The organism is Paenibacillus sp. FSL P4-0113 (genome assembly GCF_038009305.1).
Lineage (GTDB): Bacteria > Bacillota > Bacilli > Paenibacillales > Paenibacillaceae > Paenibacillus > Paenibacillus polymyxa_D.
This window is the reverse complement of sequence record NZ_JBBPAZ010000001.1, coordinates 1,112,377-1,125,655: the sequence shown is the minus strand read 5'-3', so window position 1 is coordinate 1,125,655 and position 13,279 is coordinate 1,112,377. Positions and strand designations below refer to the sequence as shown.

Annotated in this window: 11 protein-coding genes; all 11 read left to right on the top strand. The window is 46.5% G+C overall.

Translation table 11 applies throughout. The annotated features are described in order from the left end of the window. The first annotated feature begins 67 nt into the window (after nt 1-67). The 11 genes from MKX46_RS04350 (at nt 68) to MKX46_RS04300 (ending at nt 13,107) form a co-directional block, all read left to right on the top strand. Nucleotides 68-700: a tetratricopeptide repeat protein gene (locus MKX46_RS04350; RefSeq protein ID WP_209947376.1), complete on the top strand. Its 633-nt coding sequence runs from the start codon at nt 68-70 to the stop codon at nt 698-700. Between the two features lie 157 nt (nt 701-857). Beyond that, nucleotides 858-3,725 (top strand): ATP-dependent DNA helicase DinG, encoded by a 2,868-nt coding sequence (gene dinG / locus MKX46_RS04345; RefSeq protein ID WP_318627170.1) that lies wholly within the window; start codon nt 858-860, stop codon nt 3,723-3,725. A 43-nt stretch (nt 3,726-3,768) separates the two neighbouring features. After that, entirely contained in the window at nt 3,769-4,422 is a 654-nt protein-coding gene (locus MKX46_RS04340) for a redox-sensing transcriptional repressor Rex (protein ID WP_029517369.1), read from the top strand. Beyond that, nucleotides 4,409-5,710: an amidohydrolase gene (locus MKX46_RS04335; RefSeq protein ID WP_069011508.1), complete on the top strand. Its 1,302-nt coding sequence runs from the start codon at nt 4,409-4,411 to the stop codon at nt 5,708-5,710. The genes MKX46_RS04340 and MKX46_RS04335 overlap by 14 nt, the downstream gene beginning before the upstream one ends. Before the next feature lie 37 nt (nt 5,711-5,747). Then, nucleotides 5,748-6,272 carry a cell wall elongation regulator TseB-like domain-containing protein gene (locus MKX46_RS04330; RefSeq protein WP_039271118.1) on the top strand — a complete coding sequence of 175 codons (525 nt, stop codon included), beginning with the start codon at nt 5,748-5,750 and terminating at the stop codon, nt 6,270-6,272. 446 nt (nt 6,273-6,718) lie between these two features. Beyond that, a complete protein-coding gene (locus MKX46_RS04325) occupies nt 6,719-7,252 on the top strand; it encodes a hypothetical protein (RefSeq protein WP_069011509.1) in 534 nt (177 codons plus the stop codon). Next, nucleotides 7,245-8,747: an AAA family ATPase gene (locus tag MKX46_RS04320; RefSeq protein WP_029517373.1), complete on the top strand. Its 1,503-nt coding sequence runs from the start codon at nt 7,245-7,247 to the stop codon at nt 8,745-8,747. The genes MKX46_RS04325 and MKX46_RS04320 overlap by 8 nt, the downstream gene beginning before the upstream one ends. A gap of 136 nt (nt 8,748-8,883) precedes the next feature. Beyond that, nucleotides 8,884-9,756: a 3-hydroxyacyl-CoA dehydrogenase family protein gene (locus MKX46_RS04315; RefSeq protein ID WP_029517374.1), complete on the top strand. Its 873-nt coding sequence runs from the start codon at nt 8,884-8,886 to the stop codon at nt 9,754-9,756. Continuing rightward, the gene (locus MKX46_RS04310; RefSeq protein ID WP_039271124.1) at nt 9,753-10,949 is read left to right on the top strand and encodes an acetate/propionate family kinase; all 1,197 of its coding nucleotides are present in this window, start codon (nt 9,753-9,755) and stop codon (nt 10,947-10,949) included. The genes MKX46_RS04315 and MKX46_RS04310 overlap by 4 nt, the downstream gene beginning before the upstream one ends. A 130-nt stretch (nt 10,950-11,079) precedes the next feature. Continuing rightward, a complete protein-coding gene (gene asnS / locus MKX46_RS04305; protein ID WP_013310674.1) occupies nt 11,080-12,375 on the top strand; it encodes an asparagine--tRNA ligase in 1,296 nt (431 codons plus the stop codon). Between the two features lie 3 nt (nt 12,376-12,378). Further along, nucleotides 12,379-13,107, top strand: coding sequence for a DnaD domain-containing protein (locus MKX46_RS04300; protein ID WP_039271126.1), 729 nt, complete (start codon nt 12,379-12,381; stop codon nt 13,105-13,107). Nucleotides 13,108-13,279: the final 172 nt, after the last annotated feature.

Below are 13,279 nucleotides of genomic sequence, written 5' to 3'. Positions count from 1 at the left end.
ATGAAACCCGTCTTTTAAGCGAAAAATGTGAGTGTATTAATCCATCTTTCATAAGGGCGGGATGCACATGTTCCAGCATGTATTCGCAGAAATGAACAGCATGTTAGATGATATCGTGAAGCATTACCCATCAGCCCAGGGCTCCCGCAGGCAGGAGCTGCTACAGCACTGGAGTCTGCTGCGGAGAATGAGTGACGGAATTATGGATGAGTGGCTGGCCTTTGAGGAAAAAATGGTGTGCCTGCGTGCGGCCGGCTTTTCCGCGGAGACCGATATGTCTGACACGGAGCTGCCTGAAAAAGAGCTGCCGGCTTTTAGTCGGGGGCAAGGGTATTATCGATTACTTATGTACCCTGAGGCGATCCAACAATTTGAGCAGGTACTACAGCATTTTCCGAACAGTTGGCAGAGTCGCATGTATATGGGAATGGCCTATTTTCAACTAGATGATCCAGCAGAAGCTGTATACCATTTTCAGAAGGTGCTGGACCTGACTGAGCAGGCAGGACTAAAAGCGGTCATCTATAATGCGCTAGGCTGTCTGTTGGCAAAGCAGGCTGACGTAGAGGAGGCGCAAAAATGTTTTGCTCTCGCACATCAGTTCGATCCTGCGTTACCCGAGCCGCTGCACAATATGGAAGCCTGTTTGTCCGGTACCGAAAAGCTTCGATACGACAGCTCCATAATGACCTGGATGTAGTTGTCAGACACCGAGTAAGACGATGCATGCCCACCTCCTGAGGCGGCGTATGCATCGTCTTTTTTGGCTGTCTTAATTTCCAAACACGCGATCTTCTGCTATGCTAATATACGGAGTTATTATTTTTGTAAGTGTCATAAGAAAGGATTAAGCCCGAATGAAATTTGCGGTATTGGATTTTGAAACGACAGGCACCCAGTCCGCGGATGACATCATTCAAGTCGGACTTGCAATTATAGATCATGATAACAGCATTTCCCGTGTTTACGGCTCTTATGTAAACCCTGGCAGATCTATTCCACCTTTTATCACTGGATTGACCGGAATTACAGACGATGACGTGAAGGATGCACCTGCACTTGAAGAAATGATGATGGAGCTTGTGCCTATGCTGGACGATGTTGTACTGGTCGGTCATAATGTGGCGTTTGATTTTAATTTTTTGCAAAACGCTCTGGATCGGTGCGGATACTTGCCATTTAGCGGAAGAATCTTGGATACAATGGATTTTCTGAAAATTATGTTTCCATCACTATCTTCGTATCAGTTGGGTTTTGTGTCTTCTGAGTTCGGGCTGGCACATGATCGCCCTCACCAAGCAGACAGCGACGCATTGGCTACGGCCGAGGTGTTTTTAAAGTGTCTGGGTGAGCTTCAAGCATTACCTCTGATAACGATACAGCGGCTTAGTGATTTGTTTGCAGAGGAAGACAGTGACCTTGGATGGTTTCTTGATGGGGTGCGTGAAGAGAAAGAGCTTGATCCTATTCAGGATTTGGAGGGATATCAGTTTTTTCGTCAGCTTGCGCTAAAAGTGGAAGATTGGACGGAGCTAGCTGCTCCGCGTAGAGAAGATGACCCGAATCCACTGTCAGGTGTTACCTTTGAGGAGTACATGGATGATGTGCGGGACAATTTGCGTTCATCCTTGAGTCAATATGAGGAGCGCGAGGCGCAGATACAGATGATTGAGGGTGTGAATCAGGCACTGAGTGAAGACAAGCATCTGCTGATTGAAGCAGGTACAGGAACAGGGAAGTCTCTGGGTTATTTGCTCCCATCGCTGTATCACAGTGTGAAAAAGGGACAGCGCGTTATGGTGAGTACACATACGATCAACCTGCAGGAGCAATTACGCGAGCGCGACATTCCGATGCTGACCAAGGTGATTCCGTTTCCGTTCCGGGCTGCTATTTTCAAGGGTCGGGGACATTATTTGTGTCTGCGTAAGTTTGAACATAAAATAAACAGAAGAGACTTCGCTACACCGAAGGAAGATTTAATTACAGCGGCTCAGATGATCGTCTGGTTGACGCTAACAGAAACCGGTGATGATGAAGAACTGAATCTGAGCAACCGTGGAGGGGATTTCTGGGAAACGGTGGCGAGTGATTCAGAGTCCTGTCTTGGTCGTTCCTGCCCATGGTTCCGCAAATGTTATTATCATCGTGCACGCCATGAAGCAGGAATAGCGGATGTTGTTATTACGAATCACTCTAAGTTGTTCACAGACGTCAAAGCCAGTCATCAGTTATTGCCGAGCTATGAACATCTGGTGATAGATGAAGCCCATCACCTGGAGGAAGTAGCTGGTAAACACCTAGGTATGCATATGAAATATTTCACACTCGTGCATACACTGACGCGACTGTTCAAAGACAGCAAGAATGGACAACTGCCTTCACTTCGTCAACAGTTGGCGAAATCGGGGCACGAGAAGTCGGCAGATTGGGCCTCAACTATCGACCAGCTGTATCCGCTCGTGTTAGAGGTGAAGGAAACTTGGGACCTGCTAAGCGACAAGCTGTTTGGCATGTTGCCGGAGCGAAGTGATGCGACACCGGGTGAAACAGGACAGTTTTCTTCCCGTCTCAAACCTTCGGCCAAGCCTGCAAAGTGGGATCAGGCGGGAGCTTTGGAAAATCAGCTATATGTAACGATGAGCGAAATTTTGCGCAAGGGCGACAAGCTGATGCTGGACGTCAAGGAAGAACATGACGATTATGCGGCGGATAGCCTTATTACAGATATCACGGGTCTGCTCAAGGATTTGGCGGGGATTCGAGAAAATTTGCGCTTTTTTATCCGACTCGATGATGAAACAACCGTATACTGGCTCGAGGCAAGCGGGCAATTCCGTAGTAAATCATTGCAATTTTATGCGGTACCCGTCGATGTGAGCCGCCAGTTGAAAGAAATGTTTTTTGACAAAAAAAGAAGCATTATTCTGACTTCTGCTACCTTGTCGGTAGATAAGTCGTTTCAGTACATGATCGATCAGCTCGGCTTACAGGAGGCCGCAGATCAAGAGCGGCTGATGACTTCGCAGCTCCCGTCACCCTTTAATTACAGGGATCAGGTGTTGCTGGTTATTCCACGGGATTTCCCAAGTGTGAAGGGCAGTGTAGGAGATGCGCATTTTGTAGATATGCTCGTTAGCTCTCTAGGAGCGACTGCTCAGGCGACACGTGGGAGAATGCTCGTTCTGTTTACGTCCTATCGGATGCTCCGGCAAGTGTATGAGCCGCTCAAAGAGGCCTTAGCATCCAGCGAAATTACTGTGCTGGGACAAGGTGTGGACAGTGGAAGTCGCAGCAAGCTAACCCGCCGGTTTCAGGAAGCGAAAGCTTCTGTATTGCTGGGGACCAGCAGTTTCTGGGAAGGCGTCGATATTCCGGGGAAGGCTCTGACTTGTCTAGCCATTGTTCGCTTGCCGTTTCAACCGCCGAATCACCCGCTGCTGGAGGCAAAAAGCGAACTGCTCCAGCAGCAGAAGAAGAATCCATTTATGAAGCTGTCTGTACCGCAAGCGGTCATTCGCTTCAAACAGGGATTTGGTCGGTTGGTACGTACAGCGAACGACCACGGGGTCGTTATCGTTTATGATACGCGTGTGATTGAATCCTATTACGGAAAGCACTTTTTGTACTCGTTACCGGGACCAAAAATGGAGCATATGCCATCGGAGCAAATGGTGCCCCGCATCGCCGAATGGCTCCAATCCGCCCCGGAGACAGAGGCATAACGGACGGACATAAGTATGTTCGTTACAATTAGGGGGAGCAAGTATGAAATCAGATAAAATTTCAGAGGCTGTCGTACGGAGGTTACCCGTATATTTACGTTATCTGAATGCACTGCACAAACGGGAGGTGGCTACGGTCTCTTCTCAAGAGCTGGGACAGAGGCTAGATTTGAACCCGGCCCAAATCCGTAAAGATCTTGCTTATTTTGGAGATTTTGGTCGGAAGGGTATCGGTTATGATGTTTCTTATCTCATTGAGAAAATACGCCATATCCTGAAAATCGACCAACAAATTAATGTAGTATTGGTCGGAGCGGGTAATCTGGGGCAAGCCCTTTCGAATTATAACGCTTATTTAAAAGACAATATGAAGATTGTGGCGGTATTTGATGCGTTTCCGGATAAGGTAGGAACCAAGATCAATACATTGGTCGTGCAACCGATGGATGAACTGGAAGCGACTGTGAAAGAAAAAAACATTCGAATCGGGATTATTACCGTACCTGATTTTGAAGCACAGCACGTGGCTGATAGGCTTATTGATAGCGGAATTGGAGCGATCCTGAACTTTGCACCGACTACTCTCAAGGCACCAGCCAACATTCGGATTCATGCCACAGACTTTACAACTGATTTGCTTAGCCTCGCTTATTATTTGGAGGACGGAAAGGAAGAAGCACAATATGACAGTGAATAAATGGATGATTAAAAACGGATCTTTTGCCGTAAATGGACCAGAAGCAGGGGTAGTCCATGGTTTTATGATTGTGGAGGATAGTCGTATTACTTATATTGGCGAAACCTTGCCTGCGGGTGAGGAAGAGACGGAAGCGATCGATGGTAAAGGGCTATTGTTTTTACCTGGTCTGATCAATACTCATGGTCATGCGGCGATGTCTCTACTGCGTGGGCATGGAGATGATTTGGCACTTCAAGTATGGCTTCAGGAAAAAATGTGGCCTATGGAAGCCAAGTTTACATCTACAGACGTGTACTGGGGTACGTCCTTGTCTGTGCTGGAAATGCTGAAAGGTGGAACAACAACCTTCCTCGATATGTACGATCATATGGATGAGGTGGCTCGTGTGGCTGAAGAGTCAGGTATTCGTGCAAGTCTGATGCGTGGAGCAATTGGACTATGTTCGGAGGAAGAACAGCGAATCAAGCTGGCAGAGGCCGTGACTTTTGCGCGTAACTGGCACGGTAAAGCAGACGGCCGTATTACAACGATGATGTCACCGCATGCGCCATATACATGTCCACCTGCGTTTATTGAAAAATTCGTACAAGCTGCGCATGATCTGGACTTGCCACTGCATACGCACATGTCTGAGACGATCGCCGAAGTAGAGCAAAACGTACGCGACTACGGTTTGCGTCCGGTTGCACACTTGGATAAGCTTGGCTTTTTCTCCCGTCCTTCGCTTGTTGCCCATGGCGTTCATTTGAACGACGAAGAAATAGCTTTACTGGCAGAACGTGGTGTAGCGGTTTCCCACAATCCTGGCAGCAACTTGAAGCTGGCAAGTGGTGTGGCAAGAGTGCCTGAATTGCTGCGTGCAGGGGTTACGGTTTCTCTCGGAACGGATGGTCCTGCCAGCAATAATAACCTGGATATGTTCGAGGAAATGCGTCTGGCAGCACTTATTCACAAGGGTGTATCCGGTGACCCTACGGCAGTTCCTGCAAGTGAAGCGCTGCGTCTGGCAACAGAATACGGTGCAAAGTCGATTGGTTTAAAAGAAGTAGGAGCGTTGGCAGCAGGCAACAAGGCTGACTTTATCGCGTTGGATCTGAATCAGGCACATTTCTTGCCGCGTACAGATCTTATTTCCCATGCGGTATACTCTGCAAGCGCCAAGGACGTGGCTCATGTGTGGGTAGACGGTCGTCAGGTTGTGAAAAACGGCGAATGCCTGACTATGGACGAGGAACGTATCAAACATGAGGCACAAGCCGCCTTTGAAGGGCTGCTGTCGCGCTAATTCAGGTGTCACATCCCCTTAGAGAGGAAGCACGGGTTTGAAAAATAAGAAAAAATGGATAGCGGTCGCCATTTTGGCCGTGATACTGATCCTGGTCAGCATTTTCTGGTATTATTCCTATGTTACTCAAGACCAGGTGGCTGAGAAAAATGCCGCTATCATTAAGGCCAAGCAATCAGGTGGTCTGGTTAGCACGACTCAAACATGGAAGTCTGTGTGGGATCAGGTATATTGGGTGGTTCAAGGGAAAAATGCACAGAATGAAAATATAATGGTATGGGTTCCTTTTCAAAAAGTGGAGGGACAACCTAACGTACCTGCCGCAGATAATAGCGGTGTTCATACCGAGCTGCTGAAGAACGGAGTCGACGAGCAAAAAATGACGTCGCTAATTCAGCAGCAGCTTCCAGGTGTAAAAATTGTAAGCCTCCAGCCGAGTGTGTTCAATGGCGAATATGTGTGGCAGCTGTTTTACGATGATGGAAGCCATCATTACTATGCCTTTTACCGTTTTTCAGATGGGGGAGCGACGGGGGTAAAGTATACTTTGCCCAATAACTAAGCTGGTTGAGGATCAGCAGATGTGGAATGAATGACTAGTAAATGATTAAAAGCTCAAGAAAAAGACGTAAATGCGATGAAATTCGTATTTACGTCTTTTAGTCTTGCTATGCCGTAAAGATGAGCTGAATGCCAGCGAAGCATCTTTACCTACCCAACTTCTCTCCTAAGGCAAATTCATCTTTATGGCGGGCAACAGCGATCGTAAGATCAAATCCTACACGCAGCGTCCCACCTCCACCATAACCAAAGATTTTGCCTCATCACAACTCCTCCACACATTGCCTTCGATTTTAGATATACGTTATGATATACTATATTTTATAAGTGATAGACAAAAATGATAGAAAAAAGAATTGCTGATCACTGTAAGATCATGCAATTTGGTTGTTTGTTGACATTCGTCCCGTTTCTTCTGAGTTTTACATTTTGAGAGGAGGATGTTGTTTGAAATTGCGTGCAGTTCCTATCGTTGTGGCGGCAGTTTTGGCAGCTTTGCTGCTATTTGGGGGATGGTTCATTTACCGTCAGGTTACAATGCAAAGTCCTCTGGAAAAACTGGTTTCTCAATATCCAGGCGTGACAAGCGCTCAAATAGATATTAAACAGGATCAGGTTGTATTGAAACTAGATCTCAAACCGCAGGCGGATGTGGCCGGATTGGTCGATGTAGTTAAGCAAAAAGGACAATCCATCATTGGCAGCCGCACCATTAAGCTCGATATTGCAGACCGTTCCAATACAGCACTGAATCAATGGTGGTCTGAGGCTATGTTTCCTGTAGCCGAAGCGATGGAAAATAGAAAGTATACTCAAATTTCATCTACAGTTGAGCATATGAAAAAGAAAAAGACGGGTATCAAAGCTGATACCGACATGGATTCGAACAATGTCTATATCCGACTCAGCGAAGGGAAAGCGACCAAGTTTATCGTTTTGCCACGTCAATCTCAGCAGATGGGGGTATGGCCTAATGCCTAGATGGATCAAGGAAATATTAATCGGCATTGTGCCGGTAACCATTATATTTCTCGTTTTTATTGGGGTAAATATTATCCCTCTTCTAGTTGCTGGTGTGATGTTCAGCGGCTTGTTAATGCTCATGCATGCTCGTGGAGGCTTGGCCGTAGGTGCTGGGCAAGAACGTAAACGTAAAAAAAATGGCCCGGACAAGCTGACTTTTGAGGAAATCGGTGGGCAAGAAAGCGCTAAGCAGGAGCTGCGTGAGGCCTTGGATTTTTTGAATCGACATGATGAAATCTCCAAGTTTGGTATCCGTCCATTAAAAGGCGTTTTGCTCACAGGTCCTCCGGGAACAGGAAAAACACTGATGGCTAAGGCAGCGGCACACTATACTAATTCTGTTTTTGTTGCAGCCTCAGGTAGTGAATTTGTTGAAATGTACGTTGGTGTTGGAGCAGGTCGTGTGCGTGAGTTGTTCCGGGAGGCACGTACTCGTGCAGCCAAGGAAAAGAAGGAAAATGCAATTATTTTTATTGACGAAATCGACGTAATTGGTGGTAAACGTGAGGGTGGACAGCAACGAGAATATGATCAGACTTTGAATCAGTTGCTGACAGAAATGGATGGTATTTACTCGGTAGATACACCGCGGATTTTGATCATTGCGGCAACAAACCGTAAAGAAATGCTGGACAGCGCCTTAACGCGCCCAGGGCGTTTTGACCGTCATATTCAAGTGGATTTGCCTGATAAGAAGGGCCGTCTTCATATTCTTAAAATTCATGCCAAAAACAAACCGATTCAGGAAGATGCGAATCTGGATAAAATTGCTGAGGAATCTTATGGGTTTTCTGGCGCACAGCTGGAGAGCGTAATGAATGAAGCGGCAATCTATGCGATGAGACAGGATCAGAAAATGATTGCACAGAAACATCTGTCGATGGCAATTGACAAAGTGATGATGGGTGAAAAGACAGATCGAGAATCGACCTTGGAAGAGAAAAAACGTGTAGCGATCCATGAACTGGGACATGCTATTATGGCCGAAATTGTTCGTCCTGGTAGCGTAAGCCAGGTTGCACTTAGCCCACGTGGGAAAGCGCTTGGGTATGTGCGCCACAATCCACAGCAAGAGCATTATTTATACACCAAGCAGTATCTGGAGGAGCAGATTATGATCTCGCTCGCAGGGGCTACGGCAGAAGAAATGTACTATGGCGGTCGAAGTACCGGCTCTAGTAATGATTTTGAGCAGGCGCTGAACATCGTCCATACGATGATGACTTCCGGTTTGACTTCACTTGGCATTATTAACATGGAAATGGTAACGAAAGAAGAACTCATGCGGGAAAATGGCGAGATTATGGCTGACCTGCATACCCGAACTTTGGAACTGCTGGAAAAGCATCGTCCTGTGTTCGACAACTCACTTGACATCCTAATGAAGGAGGAAACTTTGTCTGGAGACCAATTTAGATGTCAATTTAGTGAAAATGCTTTATTACCAGCATAATTTTTTATGCTGGTTATTTTTTTTTACTTTTAGTCCGTGCTAAGATATTATTATCTATTGGGACATAAACATGTATTTTTCGACAAAGAAGGATACAATATATGAGAGTGACCAGGAAAGGGTGGAGTTAAGAATCATGCAATTTAAAAAAATCGGCGTCATCGGCGGCGGCACCATGGGACAGGGGATTTCTGAAATGCTCGCGTCCAAAGGAATCGATGTGCTGCTGGTAGAGCAGACACCAGAGAAACTAGACTACGCCTACAATATGATTGAAACGAGTCTGGACAAACAACTGGAAAAATGGGCAATTACTCAAGCTGAGAAAAAATTGATCTTATCCCGTATTCAGAAAGTATCCCATTTAGCGGAGCTCGGCAGCTGTGATATGGTCATTGAGACTATTACAGAGAATCTGGACGAGAAGAAAGCAGTGTTCCAAGAGCTGGACCATGTGTGTCCAAACAATATTATTCTTGCAAGTAATACATCCACGCTGAGCCTGACCGAGCTTGCCAGCTCGACCAAGTATCCAGAGCGTGTTATTGGTATGCACTTTATTTATCCAGTATCCCGTATTGATCTCGTAGAAATTATTCGTGGTTTAAAAACTTCGGATGATACCTTTGAAAACACTAAGATGTTCGTGGAAGAAATAGTGGAGAAAAAAGGAGTCATGATTTATGAATCTCCTGGATTCGTAACAAGCCGGATTATCTGTCTGCTGATTAACGAAGCGGCCCATGTACTTCAAGAAGGCGTGGCTTCCGCTGATGATATCGATGACGCTATGCGAATCGGCTATAACTTCCAAAACGGTCCTTTGGAAATGGCTGACCGCTTTGGTCTGGATTCCGTTTTGGCTGCTCTGGAGCGTATGTTCCGTGAATTTGGTGAATTGAAATATCGTCCGTCCATCGTACTGAAGAAAATGGTGCGTGCAGGTAATCTGGGCGTGAAATCGGGCGAAGGCTTCTTTAAGTACGACAAGGATGGTGACCGGATATGAAAATTCTCGTAATCAATGCAGGGAGTTCTTCCCTGAAATACCAATTGTATGATATGACGGACGAGTCCGTTTTGGCAAAGGGATTGGTAGAGCGCATCGGTATGGATTCCTCCATTCTGACGCATAAGCCAACCAATAAAGAAGAATACACCGAAGTTAGCGAAATTTTGGAACATACTACAGCCATCCGTAAAGTGCTGAACGCACTCACAGATGCTGAACATGGTGTAATCTCCAGTACTAGCGAAATTCAGGCTGTGGGCCACCGTGTGGTTCATGGAGGCGAAATCTTCAAACAGTCTGCAGTTGTAACGCCTGAAGCGAAGAGTGAAATCCGCCGCTTGTTTGACCTGGCGCCACTGCATAACCCTGCTTCCATGATGGGGATTAAAGCGGCTGAATTGAATATGCCAGATGTACCGCAGGTTGTAGTATTCGATACCTCGTTCCATCAAACCATGCCTGAAAAAGCTTATATGTACGCCATTCCAAGAGTGTTGTACAATAAGTACAAGGTTCGTCGTTACGGTGCCCACGGTACTTCTCATGATTTTGTGAGTAAGGAAGCAGCCAAATTCCTTGGTCGTCCTTTGGAAGACCTGAAGATTATCACTTGTCATATCGGTAATGGTGGTAGTGTAACAGCAGTTCAAGGCGGTTTGTCTGTTGATACTTCCATGGGGATGACTCCACTGGAAGGCCTTATGATGGGTACTCGTAGTGGTGATTTGGACCCAGCAATTGTACCTTATGTCATGAACAAAGAAGAATTGACTGTCAATGAAGTCAATTCCATGCTGAACAAGCATAGTGGACTTTTAGCTATCTCCGGTATTAGCAGTGACATGCGTGAAATCACAGAAGGTATGGAAAAAGGCGAAGCTAATTCTACATTGGCATTTGAAATGTATGAATACCGTCTGCGCAAATACATTGGATCGTATGCTGCCGCAATGAACGGGGTAGACGTAATTGCATTTACAGCAGGTGTAGGCGAGAACTCCATCGTTCTGCGTAAGAGAGTGTTGGAGCAATTGACATTCCTCGGTGTCGAGCTGGATGAATCGTTGAATGCTATTCGTTCTGGCGAGCCTCGCCGGATCACAACTGCAAATTCAAAGGTAGAAGTACTGATCATTCCAACGAACGAAGAACTGGTTATTGCCCGCGACACGTTCCGTCTGGTTCAGTAGTTCGGTTCAAGTGTAAACTTTATGCATGTGGACTATTGTTTGAGTTCCACATGCACCAAACAGCGAGAGCAAACAGCCTGACCCAGGGGGAAGGGCTGTTTGATTTTCGGTTAAGAGGAGAGAGACGGTCATGACGAATAAAAGTACGATTGCCCAAGTGGGTCGCCATGTAGGGGAAACGGTTACAATCGGCGCTTGGGTAAACAATAAACGATCTAGTGGTAAAATTCAGTTCCTGCAACTGCGCGATGGTAGCGGGTATATTCAAGGGGTTATCGTGAAAAGCGAAGTGTCCGAGGATATTTGGAATGACGCCAAATCCTTGACTCAAGAAAGCTCCCTTTACGTTACTGGAGTGGTGCGTGAAGAACCGCGTAGCCAATCGGGCTTTGAATTAACGGTTACAGGCATTGAGATTATTCATTTGACCGAAAACTACCCGATTACACCCAAAGAGCACGGTGTAGATTTCCTGATGGATCATCGTCACTTGTGGTTGCGTTCCGCCAAGCAACGTGCTGTTCTGATCGTACGGGCGGAAATTATCCGTGCTGTACAGGAATTCTTTAACGGCAACGGCTTTACGAAGGTGGACCCACCTATTTTGACTCCTTCCTCTGCAGAAGGCACAACAGAGTTGTTCCACATTAAATATTTTGATGAAGATGCGTATTTGACACAAAGCGGACAGTTGTATATGGAAGCCGCGGCAATGGCGCTGGGCAAAGTGTATTCCTTTGGTCCAACCTTCCGTGCAGAAAAATCCAAAACACGTCGTCACCTGATTGAGTTCTGGATGATCGAACCTGAGATGGCTTTTGTGGATCATGAAGAATCCTTGCGCGTTCAGGAGCAGTTTGTAAGCCATATCGTGCAATCTGTTCTGAAAAATTGTGCGAAGGAGCTTGAAACTATCGGACGCGATGTTTCGAAGCTGGAGCAAATTCAAGGCGAATTCCCACGTATTACGTATGATGAGGCGATTGCCTTCCTTCAAGGTGAAGGTTTCGATATCCCATGGGGGGAAGACTTTGGTGCTCCTCATGAAACGGCGATTGCCGAAAGATATAACAAGCCTGTGTTTATTACACATTGGCCGACACACATTAAGGCATTCTATATGAAACCAGACCCGACCCGTCCAGAGGTTGTTCTGTGTGCCGATATGATCGCTCCTGAAGGCTACGGCGAAATTATCGGGGGTTCCCAACGGATTGATGATCCAGCATTGATGGAAGAACGTTTTAACGAGCATAACTTGGCTCGTGAAGCCTACCAATGGTATATGGATCTGCGCACCTATGGTACCGTTCCGCATTCTGGTTTTGGACTGGGCCTGGAGCGTACAGTAGCATGGATTTGTGGACTCGATCATGTACGTGAAACGATTCCGTTCCCACGTATGCTGTATCGTTTGTATCCGTAACCGATGACCGGATCATTCGACAAGACATCAGCGGCAGAATGGGCGGAGGGAGTAGCCTTTGCTATGGAAGCCGGAATGGTCCAGATTCCCTACGCCCTGCTCAAGCATTATCGAACACTTCGGCTGGCAGATGGCGAAATGCTGCTACTGATGCAGTTGCTTGCCTTCAAACAAGCGGAACGTAATGAGTTTCCGACATGGGAGCAATTGCAGGCCCGTATCGGATGCACTGCGAACGAAATCGCGCTCTATTTCAGCAAGCTCATGAAAGAAGGATTTTTGAGAATCGATTCCGTAGAAGACCGTAGTTCATCCGTACAATTCGAACGTTACAATCTGACGGGGCTGTATCGTAAGTTGGCAGAATGTATGATCGCCGAACGTAACGAGCAGCCTGATGAAGATGACATTTTGTTTGCCGGAAAGCCGGATTTACTGAATGGAATATCGGAATCCCCGCTTACAGAAGAACGGAATTTGTTCACGATTTTCGAGAAAGAATTCGGACGACCATTATCACCGATGGAATACGAGACGATCACCAGCTGGGTGGATCAGGATCGGTATCCCGAGGAGCTTATTTTGCTGGCTTTGAAGGAAGCGGTATTTGCAGGGAAGGTACATTTCCGGTATATAGACCGTATTTTGCTGGAGTGGAGCCGAAACCGTGTCCGTAATGCACAGGATGCCAAAGAATACGCCCAGCGATTCCGTGGTGGCGGACGCAATTAATGCATCGGTCTAAGCCTTTTAGGTAGTAGACTTATATATGAAGGCTGTTACTGCAGATTGGCTATTGTGCAATGAGGATAACATGGAATATCGCCTGTGCGCGTGAGCTAAGCCGAAATGAAGACGAGTAAATAGGCTTTAATGATAGAGGACACACCATTCCGTCAGGAGG